Origin of the sequence: Pantoea sp. B65 (assembly GCF_047308185.1) — a bacterium.
In the GTDB taxonomy this organism is placed as follows: Bacteria; Pseudomonadota; Gammaproteobacteria; order Enterobacterales; family Enterobacteriaceae; genus Erwinia.
This window is the reverse complement of sequence record NZ_JAHXPU010000040.1, coordinates 76,964-93,109: the sequence shown is the minus strand read 5'-3', so window position 1 is coordinate 93,109 and position 16,146 is coordinate 76,964. Positions and strand designations below refer to the sequence as shown.

Genomic DNA, 16,146 nt, shown 5'->3' with positions numbered 1-16,146 from the left:
GTTGGCCGGATCCGCGGCTTAACGCCACCATTGTGTGACTTTTTTATCTGATGACCCGTTCAATGACCACAACACATCATTATCAGCAGCTGATTACCCTGTTTGACCACTGTTTTAGTGAAGATTTTCACACCCGCCTGATTAAAGGCGACGACGAACCGATCTATCTGCCGGCAGATGATGAATCGCCGTGGCACCGGGTGGTGTTTGCCCATGGCTACTATGCCAGTGCGCTGCATGAAATCTCACACTGGTGTATTGCCGGCGCCGAACGTCGCAAACGGGTGGATTTTGGCTACTGGTATTGCCCGGATGGCCGCGATGCCAGCACACAACATCAGTTTGAAGCGGTGGAAATTAAACCTCAGGCGCTGGAATGGTTGTTTTGTGTTGCGGCGGGGTTTCCCTTCAATGTAAGTTGTGACAATCTCAGCGGAGATTGTGAACCCGATCGCATCGCGTTTCAGCGTAACGTGCATGCTCAGGTGATGACTTATCTGCAACAGGGGATTCCATCCCGCCCGGCACGCTTTATTGCAGCACTTTGTTCGTATTACTCAACGCCCCCGTTGACGGCAGCTCAGTTTCCCTGGCCGGAAGATCTGTGCTGAGCGGGGGATGAATTTTGAAGAAGAGGAATTGACATGATCGCAGAATTTGAATCGCGTATTCTGGCCCTGATTGACGATATGGTTGAACACGCCAGTGACGATGAGCTGTTTGCCAGCGGTTATCTGCGCGGTCACCTCACGCTGGCCGTGGCGGAAGTTGAGCTGGCAGGCGAGCATACGGCGGAAGCGTTGCGGATTCAGGTACAGAAAAGCCTGCATAAAGCCATCGATGCCGGTGAATTATCGCCGCGCGATCAGGCGCTGGTGACTGGCATGTGGGACAATTTGTACCAGCAGGCGCGTCAGTCGGCATAGCGCTGATGGGGCGGATCCCTTTCGCCCCGTAAACTCAGCCGCTGGCGCACACCGTTGCGCCGGTGATCACCTTACCGCTTTACCCTTCAGTAATTTTCTTATCCAGTAGCGATTCGGATTCAGCGCCGCCAGCGTGGCGGCATCCATGGGTATCGGCTCGGCGCAAAGCTGCGCCGCCAGAATTTCCGCCGCCAGCGGCGCGCTGCACAATCCGCGCGATCCGAGCGCCCCCAGCACAAACAGCTGTGGCCAGAGTGGCGCGCTGGCAATCTGTTCGCCGTCAGCCAGCCGATCGCGCAACCGGGCATATTGCGTCAGCGTCTGCTGATAATTCGCCAGCGCACCGGCCATCGGCAGATGGTCGCGGGTCGCGCACCGCACTCCGCAACGCGCTTCGCCAGCGCTGACATCGACCTGCTGCGTCCAGTCGCAAGCCGGCAGGCAGCGGATTAAGCGATCGCGGTTCTCCTGCTGGTCCGCCTCGCGATAGTCAGCGGTCACTTCGCCGCGACGATAGCTGGCGCCAATGCAGTGGGTGCCGAACTGCGGGCTGACCGGGGTGAGATAACCGTCATAGCACAGTACCTGTTTTAGCGCGCTCAGACCGGCGCGGCTGGGCACATGACTGACCTGACCGGCGACGGCATAGACCGGCAGCTCAGCGCTTTGCGCCAGCGCGGGCAGCGCATGGCCGGTCGCCAGCACCACATTCTGGTGGCTGACGCGTTGGCCATCGGCAAAGGTCAGCTGCCAGCCAGGCTGCAGCGGGTCGAGCTGTTCCAGCCGGTGCAGCCAGTGAATGCGCAATCCCTGCTGGCTGGCGAGATCAAACAACAGAGTGGTCAGCTCTGCCGGCGCCAGCCAGCCGCCGTCGGGGTAAGTAATGCCGCCGCAACCGGTCGCCACGCCGGTCAGCGCCTCGGTCTGCTGCCGATCGATAATCTGCGCCAGCTCTGCAGGTAATCCCATTGCGCCCATCAGGGCAATTTTCTCACGGCTCTTCTCATCCCAGCCCAGTTGCGTGACGCCGCACCACTGATGTTCAAATGACGGTGGCAGCGCATCATACAGCCGCCGGGCAAAGGTAAAGGCGCCGGGGAAAAACTGCTTCAGAGCGTCGTCATGGTGGTTCAGCAGCGGGTAAAGCGCGCCCTGACGATTACTGGAAGCGCCGCGCGCCGGGCCGTCATCGGCGCAGTAAAGGGTAACGCGTTTGTTGCGGCGCAGCAGCGCCAGCGCCAGCGCCGCGCTGGCGACGCCGCCGCCGATAATCGCAATATCTTCGCCACTGGCCGCCGGACGGGCATACCACGGCGTGGCAGCGGCAATCTCTGGCGCCTCGTTCAGGGTGCCGACCAGCATATGGCGTTTTTCGCCAAAGCCTTTGCGTCGTGTGGCGGCAAAGCCGGCCTCCACCAGGCCGCGGCGCACAAAACCGGCGACGGTAAAAGTCGCCATACTGCCGCCGTGTCGCGCCATTCGCGCCATGGCGGCGAACAACTGCGGCGTCCACATCTCCGGGTTTTTCGCTGGCGCAAAACCATCGAGAAACCAGGCGTCAACCTGACGGTTCAGGCTGTCATCAAAATGGTCAATTAACTGGTTAATATCGCCAAACCACAGGTCGAGCGTGACGCGCCCGCCGTCCAGCAGCAGGCGGTGACAGCCCGGCAGCGCCACTGGCCACTGCGCCTGGAGCTGTTCTGCCCAGGGGGCCAGCTCTGGCCAGTGGGCCTGAGCGGCGACTAAATCGGCCGCGGTCAGCGGGAATTTTTCGATGCTGATAAAATGCAGGCGCTGTAAGGTGGCGCCGGGGTTGTCGCGGCGAAAGCGCTCAAATGCCTGCCACAGCACCAGAAAATTGAGTCCGGTACCAAAACCTGTCTCGGCGGTAATAAAAAGTTCACGTGGGTGATCGGTGAATCGGGCCGGTAAATTATTGCCCTCAAGAAACACATAACGCGTCTCTTCAAGGCCGTTCTGATTGGAAAAATAGATGTCGTCAAATGCTCGGGATACAGGTGTACCCTGTTCATTCCACGACAACTCGGCATGTTCAACCGGGGATAATTTCACGAGAATGGCTCATTAATCAGGCAGTGGCGCGATTTTAACGATGTCGCCGGGATGACGCAAATTTACAAAAGTTAAAAGCTGATCGGACTTGTTCGGCGTACAAGTGTAAGCTAAAGTGCTCGTCGTATCCTAAATTACTAAATTGAAGTGGAAGAGGTATTTGAATGAAACGTGCAGTGATTACTGGCTTAGGGATCGTTTCTAGCATTGGTAATAACCAGGATGAAGTTCTGGCTTCTCTGCGTGAGGGGCGTTCGGGCATTACCTTCTCGCAAGAGCTGAAAGATTCCGGCATGCGTAGTCACGTCTGGGGTAACGTTAAGCTGTCCAAAGACGAAATCACCAGTCTCATTGACCGCAAAGTACTGCGCTTTATGAGTGATGCATCGATCTACGCCTATATCTCAATGCTGGAAGCGATTAAAGATTCCGGTCTGACCGCAGAACAGTACCAGAGCAACCCACGTGTGGGACTGGTCGCCGGTTCCGGTGGTGGTTCCCCTTACTATCAGGCAGCCAGCGTTGATGGCATGCGGGCTAAAGGCCTGCGCGGCGTGGGTCCCTATATGGTGACCAAAGCGATGGCATCCGGCGTTTCCGCCTGCCTGGCTACACCGTTTAAAATCCACGGTGTTAACTACTCGATCAGCTCCGCCTGCGCCACTTCTGCGCACTGTATCGGTAACGCGGTTGAGCAGATTCAGCTGGGCAAACAGGATATCGTATTTGCTGGCGGCGGCGAAGAGCTGTGCTGGGAAATGTCCTGTGAGTTTGACGCGATGGGCGCACTGTCTACCAAAAACAACGAGACGCCAGAGAAAGCGTCGCGTACCTATGATGCGGGCCGTGACGGCTTCGTGATCGCTGGCGGCGGCGGTATGGTGGTGGTGGAAGAGCTGGAACATGCGCTGGCGCGCGGCGCGCATATCTATGCGGAAGTGGTTGGCTACGGCGCAACTTCAGACGGCGCCGATATGGTTGCTCCGTCCGGCGAAGGCGCAGCGCGCTGTATGCGTATGGCGATGGCAGGCGTTGATACGCCAATCGATTATCTCAACACCCATGGTACTTCCACCCCGGTCGGTGATGTGAAAGAACTGGGCGCGATCCGCGCGGTGTTTGGCGATAATAACACGCCAGCCATGTCGGCGACCAAAGCCATGACCGGTCACTCGCTGGGTGCGGCAGGGGTGCAGGAAGCGATTTACTCCCTGCTGATGCTGGAAAACGGTTTTATTGCGCCAAGCATTAACATTGATGAACTGGATCCGGCGGCGGAAGGTCTGAATATCGTGACCAAACCAACCGAGAAACAGCTGACTACCGTGATGTCTAACAGCTTCGGTTTTGGCGGCACCAACGCCACGCTGGTGATGCGTAAATATCAGTAATCGCTGTCTGGGGCGGCATCAATGCCGCCTCAACGCTATTCCACGGGGAGCCAGTAATGGCTCCCTTTTGTTTTCAGCGTTTGCGCAACTGCTTACCCACATTCCCCGCCGGATGTACCGCCAGTAACTGCGTCCGATCAAAACCGCTCTCCGTCATCAGCGCCGTCATCATGGTATCAAACAGCGCCAGCAGAGTAATAATCGAGGTGGTCGCCAGCATATTCAGCGGATCGATTTCCTGACTTTTCGGCATCAGCAGCAACCAGTCGGCGCTGGCGGCCAGCGCTGAGGCGGGATTTTCGCTAACCACCACCAGGCCGCTGCCTTTACTTTTTACGGTCGGCAGCAATCGCGTCAGTTCATCCGAGTTGCCGCCGCGCGACAGCATAATCAGTAAATCTTCCGCGCGCAGAAAACCGATATCGCCATGGGCGGCATCGGTGGCATTCAGGTACAGCGCGGGGCGTTCGATGCAGGAAAACATATGGGCAATTTTGCGCGCGGCAATCGCCGATGTTCCGACGCCGGTCACCGCCACTTTACCCTGACAGCTGGCGATTACCGCCAGCACATTCAGCCATTGCTGGCGGTCGATATGCTGCTCCAGCGTTGCCAGCGTATGCGCATAGATCTGCCAGCCGCTCTGCGCCTGTTGCCAGGCTTGATCAGGATTCATTGATCCTCCTGCATCATCTGACGATATTTCATATGGTCATGATACATTTCGCGAAACACGCGGTATTTACGGTCGTAATAGCGTTTGATCTCGTTGGTTTGCGGAGTCACGGTTTTGCCAATCCGGCTCATCGCATTCATTGCCTCAGGCAGCGACTCATAGATGCCGGCCGCCACTGTCCCCATCATCGCGCCGCCGAGCAGCATCGCTTCACTCTCTTCCGGCAGCAGCATCGCACAACCGGTGGCGTTGGCATGTTCCTGGACAAAGATCGGGTTTTTGCTGCCGCCGCCGCTGGCCATAATAGTATCGATGCTGTAGCCACTCTGATTCATGGTTTCGATAATATGACGGGTACCGAGGGCGATCGCCTGAATTGTGGCGAGATAGTGCAGCGCCATATCTTCCGCGGTGCGTGACAGTTTCAGGCCGGTAAGAATGCCGGTTAAGGTCGGATTAGCGCGCGGCGAGCGGTTGCCATGAAAGTAGGGTAGCATATGGATATCACGCGAGAGAAAGGCGATCTTTTCCGGTTCGCCCGCCAGCTTGCGCAGCAGTTCATTCAGCACTTCATAGATGGTTTTGCCGTCGCTCTTCGCCTGTAGCAGCAGCGTTTCATAGCAGGGATGCGACTGGATAATATGGTCGATTAACGCACCGGTCGCCGACTGTCCGCCCTCATTCAGCCACCACCCCGGCAGCACTGCCGAGTAGTACGGTCCCCAGACGCCTTTAATAAAGCGTGGCCCGGGGGAGATCGCCATATGGCCGGTGGAGGTCCCGCCAATCAGCGCGATGCGCCGGTCAAAATCAGCGTGTTCGCCCGAAGGCCCGGAGGCGCCGAGTGTGCCAAGGCTACCGGCGTGAGCATCAATAATCGCTACGCTAACCGCAGTGCCCGGCAGCAGTCCCAGTTCACTGGCGGCGCGTTGTGTCAGGCCACGGCCCAGCGGCTCCCCCATCGTTTTGACATCGCGTCCAATTTTCTGCGCATCATGCTCCAGCAGATCTGCCAGACCGATTTGTTGAAAATAGCTCTCGTCCCAACGCTTCTCATGGCCCATATAGGTCCATTTGCACACCGTCGAGCAGAGTGAGCGGGTTTCATCCTGGGTCGCGCGCCAGGTCAGGAAATCCGGCAGGTCAAACAGGTGGCCGATATTTTTCCAGGTATTCGGCATATGCTGTTTCAGCCACAGCAGTTTTGGCGTCTGCATCTCCGGTGAGATAATCCCGCCGACATACTCCAGCACCTGATGTTGCGTGGCGTTGATACGTTCCGCCTGCACTATCGCCCGGTGATCCATCCAGACGATAATATTTTGCTCATCGCGGCCGGATGGACTGATGGTCAACGGCTTACCCTGTTTATCCAGCACCACCAGCGAACAGGTGGCATCAAACCCCAGCCCCTTAATTTGTACCGGATTAATATTGCTCTGGTTAATGGCATCGCGTACCGCCTGGCATACCGCCTGCCAGATATTGTCCGACGACTGTTCGACGAAATCGGCCTGCGGACGGTAAATCTCAATATTGCGGCTGGCCTGGCCCATCATGCGGCCGGTAATATCAAAGATGCCTGCGCGTGCGCTTCCGGTGCCAACGTCAATGCCAATGTAATAGCTCGCCATCTGTTATCCCTCGAAAATTTAACTGCTGCGATTCTGAAGTGCGATAAACAGAATCAGCACCGCGCCCCACAATGCCATCGTCAGATAGCTACTTACGCCCAATAAATTCAGCCCGCTTTCCAGCATCTGTAACACAATCAGCGCCAGAACCAGACCAATGATGCGGCCAAAACCGCCATCGGGATTAATCCCGCCCAGTACCGAAGCCAGAATGGTAATCAGTAGCCAGGATTCGCCATAACCCGCTTTCGCCGAGTTAAACATCGCCATCATTAACAGCGCGGCCACCCAGCTCAGTACCGCGGATAAAACATAGACGCTAATCTGTACCCGCCGGGTATCCACGCCGCTGAAGCGCGTGGCTTTTTCATTTGAACCGAGCAGATAAATACTCCGGCCAGCGGTGGTTTTCTCCAGTAACAGCCACAGGAACAGCGCCACCAGCAGGAACAGCAGTAGGGCGACCGGAATACCGAACAAATCGCCGTTACCCAGATACTGGATCAACGGTGGAAAACCGGAAATGACCGTCCCGTTAGACAGCAGAATATTTAGCCCGCCGATCAGCGTCATGGTGCCAAGGGTTGCCAGAATGGGCGAGACGCCGATGACGGCGATCAGCAGACCATTCAGTGTGCCGATCGCTACCGCCAGCAGCAGTCCGGCCAGCAGCGCCAGCAACAGAAACAGCGGCTGAGCAGGGTGAGCGACGATAATTGCCGCCATCAGCAGCGAGCAGGCGTTGGCGCTGGCAATAATCGACAGGTTGATACCGCCGGTAAGCATGGTGATACCCATGCCCAGCGCCAGCATGCCGAGCACCGGCAACTGAGTGGCAATCGACTGGAAATTACCGAGGCTAAAGAAGCGGGCGCCAAGGGTTAAGGCGAACAGCGCCAGCACCACCACAATCATCACCAGTTGCAAACGGATAATGCGATCCGCCGGTAAAATGCGCGTTAAGGTATTCATATTACAATCCCTTCGCCAGTTTGCGTTTTTCGTTCCACGCCGTGGCGCTGACGCTGACCAGAATAATCAGCCCGCTAAACACCATATGCCAGTAAGACGATACCGCCAGCAGGGTCAGGCCATTTTGCAAAAAGGCCAGCAGCATAACCCCGAGCAGCGTACCGAACAGCGATCCGCGGCCGCCGGTCATGCTGGTGCCGCCTAATACCACCGCCGCCAGCACCGTCAGTTCATAACCAACCAGCGAGTTAGGCGCCACCGACTGGGTGATTTGCGCCTGCACCACCGCCGCAATCCCGGCCAGCAGTCCCATATAGCCGTAGACAAAGAAATGCAGCGCCATCAGGTTAATCCCGAGACGTGACGCCGATTCACGGTTGCCGCCCATGGCATAAATCTGACGGCCCGGGCGGGTGTAATTCATCATGACGCTGGTCATCACCAACACCGCCAGCAGGCAGAGCAGCGGCAGAGTGATGCCATACTCATAGCCATCGGGCGCGGTAAACGACAGCCAGTTAATGCCGGTCATAAACCACTCGGGAAAACCGTACAGCCAGGTGCCATTGGTGAACCACACCAGCAGGCCGTAAAACAGATTCAGCGTGGCGATAGTGATAATGATCGCCGGTACGCGCAGCATATAGACCAGCAAGCCGTTAAACAGCCCGAGTAATAATCCGCAGGACATGGCGAGGGTAAACGCCAGCAGGAAATTGCCGCCGTGGGCGATCAAATAGCTGGCCATGGCGTACTGAGCGATCGCCGTCATGGCCGGAAAGGAGATATCAATACCGCCGGCAATCAGTACCACAAACAGCCCGCAGGCCAGAATACCGAGAATCGCGTAGCTGGTGGCGACATCGGTCAGATTGCCGAGGGTCATAAACTCATTGGTGCGTAAACTGAGGCCGGTAACCAGCAGCAGGATCAGCAGGCCGAGCCAGAATTCGTGCAGAGTCATCAGGTGGCGCAGTCGGTTATTCATTTACTACCCCGGCAATCTGTTGCTGGTCGCTGTTGTGCGGTGTAAAGCTGGCCACCAACTCCCCTTTGCGCATCACCAGCACACGATGGCTGTTGTACCAGGCTTCCGGGATCTCATCACAGATCATCAGCACCGCCATACCGCGCTCCGCCAGGCTGCGCGCAATACGATAGATCCCCTCTTTATTAGCGATATCCACGCCAACGGTAGGGGAGTCAAGGATCAGTAACTGCGGCGCGGTCGCCACCCACTTGGCAATGGCGATACGTTGCGCATTGCCGCCGGACAGCGTTTGCACCGGCAGCTGACTGTCGGACACTTTGATATTCAGCTCGCGGATCAGCGTGGCAACCGTATCGCGTGCCTTCCGCTGGTCAAGCAGGCCGAAGCGGGTACGCAGACGGTTAAAAATCGCCACCAGCATATTGTCGAAAATTGACTGTGCCATAATCAGTCCCTCGCTCTGACGATCTTCCGAGACATAGGCAATGCCCTGAGCGATCGCATCGCGATTGCTGCGCAGTTTCACTGTTTTGCCGTTGAGCAGAATTTCGCCGCTGTCGGGGCGGGTCATGCCAAACAGAGAGAGACAGAGCTCGCTGCGCCCGGCGCCCAGCAGGCCGACAATGGCGGTAATTTCACCGCGATGCAGTTGCAGATTAATATCGTGATACTGCCCGGCGCGCGACAGGTGGCGCACTTCCAGCAGCGGTGCCCGCTGGCTGTCGGCCAGTGGCGGCAGATGGCTGAAAGTGAAGCGCTGGCCGGTCATCAGGAACGCCAGCTCGTCGCTGTTCAGCTCGCTGGCAGGCCAGCTACCGACCAGTTTGCCGTCGCGCATCACACTGATGCGATCGGCGACTTCCATCACTTCGTCGAGTTTATGACTGACAAACACCACGCAGATCCCGGCGGCTTTCAGTTCACCGACCACTCGCAGCAGACCGTTCACCTCGACACGGGTCAGTGAGGCGGTGGGTTCATCCATAATCACCAGGCTGGCATCGGCAGCCAGCGCGCGGCAGATGGCGACCAGTTGCCGGTCAGCAATCGACAGTTTTTCTACTTTGCGCTCCGGCGTAAGCCGGATACCGATACGCGCCATGGTTGCCAGCGCCAGTTTGCGCAGCGCCGCACGCTTTACCCAGAAGCTACTGCCGGCCAGCAGGCGGTGGGCGGCAATATTCTCCGCCACGCTCAGATTAGGGAACAGCGACAGATCCTGATAGATCACCTGTACGCCATACCAGGCCGAGAGTTGCGGCGAAAGATGATGAAACAGTTTGCCGTCAACGGTGATCTGCGCGCCTTTATCGGCCTGATAAACGCCGGAGATAATTTTGATCAGCGTACTTTTGCCGCAGCCGTTTTGACCGGCCAGACAGTGCACCTCACCCTTTTTCAGCGTCAGGGAGATATTGTCCAGCGCCTTCACGCCGGGAAAGGTCTTGCTGATTTTTTCCAGCGAGATAAAGACATCTTGCGTTGCCATCGCCACATTCCTCTCAGGGGCCGAACCGGTCGGCCGGTTTAATACCCGAATCATTCGGGCTGCAGCCAGCGTGCCTGCAGCCTGAGGGATGAAGGGGTGAGATTAGAAACCTAAAGATTTGGCATTGTCTTTGGTCACTTCAAGAATGCGGTTAAAGCGAATAACATGGTGATCCATATTCACATCCGCCTGGCCGAAGCCTTCGATAGTGAAATCCTTATCGACCTGCTTACCGTCGAGCAACTGATCCGCCAGCGCCACCAGCGCGAAACCGGCATCCTTCGGATCCCACAGCAGTACTTTCTTAATATCGCCGCTGGCTAAATACGGTGCGGCCTGGGCAGGCATGGCGATGCCGACCACGGCAATTTTATTTTTCGCGCGTTTGCTTTTTACCGCCTGACCGGCGCCAATCGGGCCGAGGGAGCCAAAGCCAATAATGCCTTTCAGATCCGGGTAAGTGCGCATCAGATCGAGGGTGGTGGCGTAAGATTTATCGATGCTTTCCGCCACCGGCAGACGGGAGGTGACTTCATGCATTTGCGGGTATTTTTCTTTCTGATATTTAATCGCCGCGTCGGCCCAGGCGTTATGCAGCGGCACGGTCAGTGAGCCGACATAGATGGCATAGCCGCCTTTTTGATCCATCGCCGCCGCTAACTCATCCATATTTTTCTCGGCATATTTTTCGCTATCAATGGTTTCCACGTCCCACTGCGCAACCGGCTGATCCGGTGACTCATGAGTCAGCACCACAATGCCCTGTTCGCGCGCCTTTTTCAGCACCGGCTCCAGTACTTTGGCGTCATTGGGCACCACAATAATCGCGTCCACTTTTTTGGCGATCAGATCTTCAATGACCTTTACCTGCTGCGCCGGGTCGGGAGTGGAACCCCCTACCTGATAAGCATTGACGTCGAACTTTTTCGCTGCCTCGTTGACCCCCACTTCCATCCGGGAGAACCACGGAATTCCGGTGACTTTGGCGACCACGGCGATATCATGTTTTTCCGCTGAATAAGAAGGTGTGGCTAACAGCATGCATGCCGAAACCACACATGCATTGAGTAATGCGAGGTTAAATTTCATAGCAGTACCTTTGTTGTAGGGCATTTCGTTATAGGTGTTGGTAACAACCAACTTATTGTCGCGGGCAGGGTCGTTAGCCCGCCTGCAACGATAGCAATCGCCTGGGCGGAAATCGGGAGGATTTGCGTTAAAATGTGACGGCGGCAGGTTTATGTTAATTTTTATCGTTTTTATGGTTAATTTTATGTTTAATTGATGGCGGGTGAATAAATAATCCACCAAAATAAAGTTACAATAAGGTTAAATTAAGGTGTTATGCGATCAATTAATTAACAATGACGCAAAGAGACACCAGCAACGGGCGGTTTCTGCGTAATCTGGCGCGCTGTAACGCTAATAATTGCGTATATTTGTGAGATGAATCGCATTTTATCGCCATAATGGTTGGCGTAGCTGACCAGTGAATCGTTACTCACTTACGTAATTAATGTACATTACACAGCTGGTGTCAGAAGGCTTTACAAAGTGGCATGAAATTGCCATTATCATTTTCTTTGAAATTTCCAGTCCACAATATTGTCATGATATTGCGTAAGCGTTTACGTTAACCAACGCACCCGATTCCGACGCTGCGCGTCGGGAACCGCCGGTGCCGCAGCGTAGCCGTGCGTAAACCAGAGAGAGTCGTGACATATGTCCAGTTCTGACAGCATTGAAAATTCCACGCATAACACCTCATCGCTGGCCGCTATTGTCTTTTCAGCGTTTTTAACCTATCTCACCGTCGGTCTGCCGTTGCCGGTGATCCCGCTGTATGTGCACCAGCAGCTGGGCCTGAATAATGTGATGGTCGGCGTCGCGGTCGGTATTCAGTTCCTTGCCACATTGCTGACCCGGGGCTACGCCGGACGGCTGGCCGATCAGCGCGGCGCCAGACGCACCACCCTGCAGGGAATGGGCTCCTGTGCGCTGGCTGGTTTTGCCTATCTGCTGGCGGCATTGCTGCCGGTCGACGTGATGGCTAAGTTTGCGCTGCTGGTTATTGGCCGCCTGATCCTGGGCTTTGGTGAAAGCCAGTTGCTGACCGGTAATCTCACCTGGGGCATGGGGTTAGTGGGACCCCGGCGGTCCGGCCAGGTGATGTCGTGGAACGGCATGGCGATTTATGGTGCGCTGGCGATTGGCGCACCGCTGGGATTAATGCTCAACAGTCGCTGGGGGTTTGTCGCCCTCGGCGTCAGCACCATGCTACTGCCATTCTGCGCCTTGCTGTTTAGCTTCCGGGTGAGTGCGGTACCCACCCATCATGGTGAGCGCCCGTCACTGTGGCGGGTGGTTGGACAGATCTGGCAGCCAGGTCTCGGTCTGGCCTTGCAGGGCGTTGGTTTTGCGGTCATTGGCACCTTTGTTTCGCTCTATTTTGCCGCGCAACACTGGGGAAATGCCGGGTTTGCTCTGACGGCATTTGGCCTGTCATTTGTGCTGATGCGTATCCTGTTTGGCTGGATGCCGGATCGTTTCGGCGGTATCCGCGTGGCGCTGGTTTCGCTGGCGGTGGAGGCCTGTGGTCTGCTGCTGCTGGGATGCGCGCCCAATGTGCTACTGGCGCTTACCGGCGCGGCGCTGACCGGCTGCGGCTGTTCTCTGGTGTTCCCGGCGCTGGGGGTGGAAGTGATTAAACGGGTGGCGCCGCAGGTGCGCGGCACCGCCCTCGGCGGTTACTCGGCTTTTCAGGATATCGCTTACGGTATCAGCGGGCCGTTAACCGGCATTCTGGCGACCTCTGCCGGCTATGGCGCGGTGTTTGTCGCCGGTGCGGTCGCGGCGGCCAGTGGTTTGGTGCTGACGCTGTTACTCTCCCGCCATCAGTAATCCAGCTGCGCCAGTTTATCCACCGCCTGCATAATCTCCGCGCGGGTTAGCGCGGAGAATCCCAATATCCAGCCGGATTGCGCGGTTGCCGGGTGGCTGTAGAGCGGCGATAAGCGTGGTAACAACAAGCCACGCGCCGCAGCGGCAGCGCTTAGCTGCGCCTCTTTATCCGGTGCCAGATCCGGCGCCAGCTTCACCGTCAGTTGCAGCCCCCCCGGACTTGCCATCGGCAACAAACGGTCCGCCAGTTTCTCCGCCAGCTGAGCCAGCAGCAGATCGCGACGGCTGTGATACAGCTGGCGCATCAGGCGCAGATGAGCGGCAAAATGCCCCTGGTCGATAAAGTCGGCGGTAATCGCCTGCGGCAACTGAGCGCTGTGGCCGTCAATAACGCTGCGCAAGCGACACAGTGGCTCAATTAATTCCGGCGGCGCCACCATATACGCCAGCCGCAGTGACGGAAATAGCACCTTGGAAAAGGTGCCGAGATAGATCACCCGTCCCGCCCGATCCAGACCCTGCATCGCAGGCATCGGCTGATCGCCATAGTAAAACTCGCTGTCATAATCATCTTCAATCAGCCAGCTCTGTTGCGTGGCGGCAAGGTTAAGCCACTGTAAGCGCCGCGCCAGACTCATCGTGACGCCGGTCGGATACTGGTGGGACGGAGTGAGGTACACCAGCTTTGGCGCGCCTGTCCTCAGTTGAGCGCCTTGCTGGTCAAGACTTAGCGGCGTAAGCCGGGCGCCTGCCGCGATAAACGCATTGCGCGCCCCGGCATAGCAGGGATCTTCCAGCCAGACCTGATCGCCCGCATCCAGCAGCAGTAAAGAGAGCATCTGCAACGCCTGCTGAGAACTGGTCAGAATCATCACCTGTTCCGCATCACAACGCACACCGCGTGATTGCGCAAGATAGCGTGCCACTGCCGCGCGCAGCGGAGGGTAACCCTGCGCGTCGCCATAGCGCATCAGCGCTTCGCCGCGCTGGCGCTGCTGACTGGTGCTGATACGCCGCCAGATGGCATGCGGAAACGCGCTCAGATCCGCTGAACCGGCGGCGAAAGCATGGGGGAACAGGGGATCCTGACAGCCGCCGGTGGCGACAATCTGCTGGCCGCGCAGCGACAGTGGTGCGTTGAGCACGGCCGTGGGTGGGCGTTTTTCTGCCGGCTTCATGGTAATGGCGACAAAAGTGCCCTGGCCGATTTTGCGTTGCAGATAGCCTTCGCTCTCCAGCTGGCTGTAAGCCGCCTCCACCGTCACTCGCGATAATCCGAGATCGGTGGCCATCAGACGTGACGACGGCAGCCGTTGTCCGCTTTGCAGGGCGCCATCGGCAATCGCCTGACGCAACGTTGCGCTTAAGCGTTCGCGGCGGGTTTGTGCCTGTTGCGCGGCAAATAGCGTAATAAGCGGGGTGGTGATAATGGCCATAATTGGTCTTATCTGCAGCGCAGAATGGGTATCAAGTGTAATACCGATCTGACGTATTATCGAATAAAATCATTTCAGGAGATCACGATGCCGTCATTATCATCCGTTCTGGCTTTTCCGCCACCCCCTGCCTCTGACAGTGCCGAATGGTTACGGCAAAAGCTGGCTTATTACGCTGATGCCTGGGACCTGGCCGAGGATTTGGCGCGTGGTATCGGGGATATTGTGGTGATTGACGCCCGTTCAACGGAGGCCTATCGCCGTGCGCATATCTGCGGAGCGATCAGTTTTCCCCATCGGCTGATGACGGCGGAAAGCCTTGCCGCACTGGACCGCAGTAAAGTCTATATCAGCTATTGCGACGGTATTGGATGTAATGGCTCAACAAAAGGCGCGTGGAAGCTGGCGATGGCCGGATTGCAGGTTAAGGAGCTGATTGGCGGGCTGGATTTCTGGCGGCGCGATAATCATCCGCTGGCGGCGGGGGATGAACCGGGCAGCTGGCCGCCTGCGACCGTACTGCCCGACTGCGGCTGTTAAATCAGAGCAGGATCCACAGCAATACCACCAGCACTACCGCCACCGCAAAGGCGGTAAAGGCCGGGCGGTTGGCCAGCGGCTGTAGCACCGAAGGTAAGGAGCCGACCAGCGGATGATAGATCGGTTTCGGGTTGATTTCGCTATCGGCCAGCGGCTGTTCCAGCAATTTTTCCGCCCGGCGCGCAAACAGAAAATTAACCACATCCTGCGCCTGGGCGGCAGTCAGGATGGTTTGCGGCGTCGCCTGGAAACGTTGCTGGCTGTACTGTTCCAGCATCTGCTGCTCAAGATGATCCGGCGGCTGTTTCAGTGACGCTTCCAGCATCAGCAGAGTTGGCGCGCTATGCTGGCTTAAGGTCTGGCGCACCTGTAAATACTGCGTCAGTAGCGGGAAATGACGTGACGGTATCGGGTCGCCGCTTTTCAGACCGACCTGCTGCAACACGGACGCCCAGAGTTTCACCGGTTGCTCACCGGTTGCCGCCGCCAGTCTGGCGACCTGCTGGTTCAGAGTATGGTGCTCGGCTGGCAACAGCGTGCGGTCGGTGATACTGCTGCGCTGCGGCTGCGGGATCGCCAGCTGGCCGTTCTGCAACATGGTCAGTACCTGATGCAGCTGATCCTGCGTCAGCGAACTTAGTACCGTATGACCGAACTGCTGGCGAATAAAATCGCTGACCGCCTGACGGTTATTGCCCTGCGGCAGCAGATCGGTGAGCTGTTGAAACAGCTGACGGGTGGAGTGGGTATTCTGTACCTGAGCCAGCCGGGTATTGAGGAACTGTTCTGCCGCCGGGAAATGGCGCGAAAGCAGTTCGCCATCGCTTTTAACCCCAACTTCATGGCGCAGTCCGGCCCACAGCTCCACGGATTTCAGCGGGCTGAGCGACATAATACGCACGATCAGGCGTTCCAGCGTGGTGCGTTGGGCGGGCGACAACGGTTGATCGCCGGTAGCGCCTGGACGTTGCTGACCGGGCTGTGTCGCTAATGCTGCGCGATCGCCGGGGAGCGGAGCACCGGGGCCACTGAGAGGTTGCATGGCGTAATCCTTTCGAAACGGGTCAACATCCGGGTGCGCCGGAAAAGAAACAGAATGGTAATCCGCTATAAT

The 16,146-nt window shown here is 57.2% G+C and carries 14 protein-coding genes; 5 read left to right on the top strand and 9 right to left on the bottom strand.

Going from position 1 to position 16,146, the window contains the following annotated elements:
* Positions 1–62 precede the first annotated feature (62 nt).
* Both JWF83_RS20230 and JWF83_RS20225 read left to right on the top strand, forming a co-directional pair.
* Positions 63–611 (top strand): elongation factor P hydroxylase, encoded by a 549-nt coding sequence (locus JWF83_RS20230; RefSeq protein WP_413652206.1) that lies wholly within the window; start codon positions 63–65, stop codon positions 609–611.
* 33 nt (positions 612–644) lie between these two features.
* Positions 645–926 (top strand): YfcL family protein, encoded by a 282-nt coding sequence (locus JWF83_RS20225; protein WP_413652205.1) that lies wholly within the window; start codon positions 645–647, stop codon positions 924–926.
* 66 nt (positions 927–992) lie between these two features.
* Here JWF83_RS20225 and mnmC read toward each other — a convergent pair whose 3' ends face one another.
* Complete coding sequence (gene mnmC / locus JWF83_RS20220) at positions 993–3,002, bottom strand: bifunctional tRNA (5-methylaminomethyl-2-thiouridine)(34)-methyltransferase MnmD/FAD-dependent 5-carboxymethylaminomethyl-2-thiouridine(34) oxidoreductase MnmC (protein ID WP_413652204.1); 2,010 nt, start codon at positions 3,000–3,002, stop codon at positions 993–995.
* 164 nt (positions 3,003–3,166) lie between these two features.
* Between mnmC and fabB the strand changes: the two genes are divergently transcribed.
* A complete protein-coding gene (gene fabB / locus JWF83_RS20215) occupies positions 3,167–4,393 on the top strand; it encodes a beta-ketoacyl-ACP synthase I (RefSeq protein WP_413652203.1) in 1,227 nt (408 codons plus the stop codon).
* 73 nt (positions 4,394–4,466) lie between these two features.
* Here the strand turns inward: fabB and JWF83_RS20210 are convergent, their stop codons facing one another.
* From JWF83_RS20210 to JWF83_RS20185, 6 genes are all read right to left on the bottom strand, one after another.
* The gene (locus tag JWF83_RS20210; RefSeq protein WP_413652202.1) at positions 4,467–5,069 is read right to left on the bottom strand and encodes an SIS domain-containing protein; all 603 of its coding nucleotides are present in this window, start codon (positions 5,067–5,069) and stop codon (positions 4,467–4,469) included.
* Positions 5,066–6,703: an FGGY-family carbohydrate kinase gene (locus tag JWF83_RS20205; RefSeq protein WP_413652201.1), complete on the bottom strand. Its 1,638-nt coding sequence runs from the start codon at positions 6,701–6,703 to the stop codon at positions 5,066–5,068. Before JWF83_RS20205 ends, JWF83_RS20210 begins: the two co-directional genes overlap by 4 nt.
* An 18-nt stretch (positions 6,704–6,721) precedes the next feature.
* Positions 6,722–7,675: an ABC transporter permease gene (locus JWF83_RS20200; RefSeq protein ID WP_413652200.1), complete on the bottom strand. Its 954-nt coding sequence runs from the start codon at positions 7,673–7,675 to the stop codon at positions 6,722–6,724.
* A gap of 1 nt (position 7,676) precedes the next feature.
* A complete protein-coding gene (locus JWF83_RS20195; protein WP_413652199.1) occupies positions 7,677–8,663 on the bottom strand; it encodes an ABC transporter permease in 987 nt (328 codons plus the stop codon).
* Positions 8,656–10,155 (bottom strand): sugar ABC transporter ATP-binding protein, encoded by a 1,500-nt coding sequence (locus JWF83_RS20190; protein ID WP_413652198.1) that lies wholly within the window; start codon positions 10,153–10,155, stop codon positions 8,656–8,658. The genes JWF83_RS20195 and JWF83_RS20190 overlap by 8 nt, the downstream gene beginning before the upstream one ends.
* Positions 10,156–10,257: 102 nt before the next feature.
* Positions 10,258–11,244: an autoinducer 2 ABC transporter substrate-binding protein gene (locus tag JWF83_RS20185; RefSeq protein ID WP_413652197.1), complete on the bottom strand. Its 987-nt coding sequence runs from the start codon at positions 11,242–11,244 to the stop codon at positions 10,258–10,260.
* A 633-nt stretch (positions 11,245–11,877) separates the two neighbouring features.
* Here JWF83_RS20185 and JWF83_RS20180 point away from each other — a divergent pair.
* Positions 11,878–13,056, top strand: a complete 1,179-nt coding sequence (locus JWF83_RS20180; RefSeq protein ID WP_413652196.1) for an MFS transporter — start codon at positions 11,878–11,880, stop codon at positions 13,054–13,056.
* Here JWF83_RS20180 and JWF83_RS20175 read toward each other — a convergent pair.
* A complete protein-coding gene (locus JWF83_RS20175; RefSeq protein ID WP_413652235.1) occupies positions 13,050–14,483 on the bottom strand; it encodes a PLP-dependent aminotransferase family protein in 1,434 nt (477 codons plus the stop codon). The two genes, JWF83_RS20180 and JWF83_RS20175, sit on opposite strands and share 7 nt — an antisense overlap.
* 96 nt (positions 14,484–14,579) lie before the next feature.
* Here JWF83_RS20175 and JWF83_RS20170 point away from each other — a divergent pair, with 96 nt between their 5' ends.
* Positions 14,580–15,032: a rhodanese-like domain-containing protein gene (locus tag JWF83_RS20170; RefSeq protein ID WP_413652195.1), complete on the top strand. Its 453-nt coding sequence runs from the start codon at positions 14,580–14,582 to the stop codon at positions 15,030–15,032.
* 1 nt (position 15,033) lies between these two features.
* On the opposite strand, the gene flk is transcribed toward JWF83_RS20170, so the two are convergent.
* Complete coding sequence (flk, locus tag JWF83_RS20165) at positions 15,034–16,074, bottom strand: flagella biosynthesis regulator Flk (RefSeq protein WP_413652194.1); 1,041 nt, start codon at positions 16,072–16,074, stop codon at positions 15,034–15,036.
* Positions 16,075–16,146 lie beyond the last annotated feature (72 nt).

Bases quoted from the DNA above. Each gene is read 5' to 3' on its own strand.
- JWF83_RS20190 (WP_413652198.1), bottom strand. From the start codon at position 10,155: ATGGCAACGCAAGATGTCTTTATCTCGCTGGAAAAAATCAGCAAGACC.
- fabB (WP_413652203.1), top strand. From the start codon at position 3,167: ATGAAACGTGCAGTGATTACTGGCTTAGGGATCGTTTCTAGCATTGGT.
- JWF83_RS20195 (WP_413652199.1), bottom strand. From the start codon at position 8,663: ATGAATAACCGACTGCGCCACCTGATGACTCTGCACGAATTCTGGCTC.
- JWF83_RS20185 (WP_413652197.1), bottom strand. From the start codon at position 11,244: ATGAAATTTAACCTCGCATTACTCAATGCATGTGTGGTTTCGGCATGC.
- JWF83_RS20205 (WP_413652201.1), bottom strand. From the start codon at position 6,703: ATGGCGAGCTATTACATTGGCATTGACGTTGGCACCGGAAGCGCACGC.
- JWF83_RS20230 (WP_413652206.1), top strand. From the start codon at position 63: ATGACCACAACACATCATTATCAGCAGCTGATTACCCTGTTTGACCAC.
- JWF83_RS20225 (WP_413652205.1), top strand. From the start codon at position 645: ATGATCGCAGAATTTGAATCGCGTATTCTGGCCCTGATTGACGATATG.
- JWF83_RS20170 (WP_413652195.1), top strand. From the start codon at position 14,580: ATGCCGTCATTATCATCCGTTCTGGCTTTTCCGCCACCCCCTGCCTCT.
- JWF83_RS20200 (WP_413652200.1), bottom strand. From the start codon at position 7,675: ATGAATACCTTAACGCGCATTTTACCGGCGGATCGCATTATCCGTTTG.
- JWF83_RS20180 (WP_413652196.1), top strand. From the start codon at position 11,878: ATGTCCAGTTCTGACAGCATTGAAAATTCCACGCATAACACCTCATCG.
- JWF83_RS20210 (WP_413652202.1), bottom strand. From the start codon at position 5,069: ATGAATCCTGATCAAGCCTGGCAACAGGCGCAGAGCGGCTGGCAGATC.
- flk (WP_413652194.1), bottom strand. From the start codon at position 16,074: ATGCAACCTCTCAGTGGCCCCGGTGCTCCGCTCCCCGGCGATCGCGCA.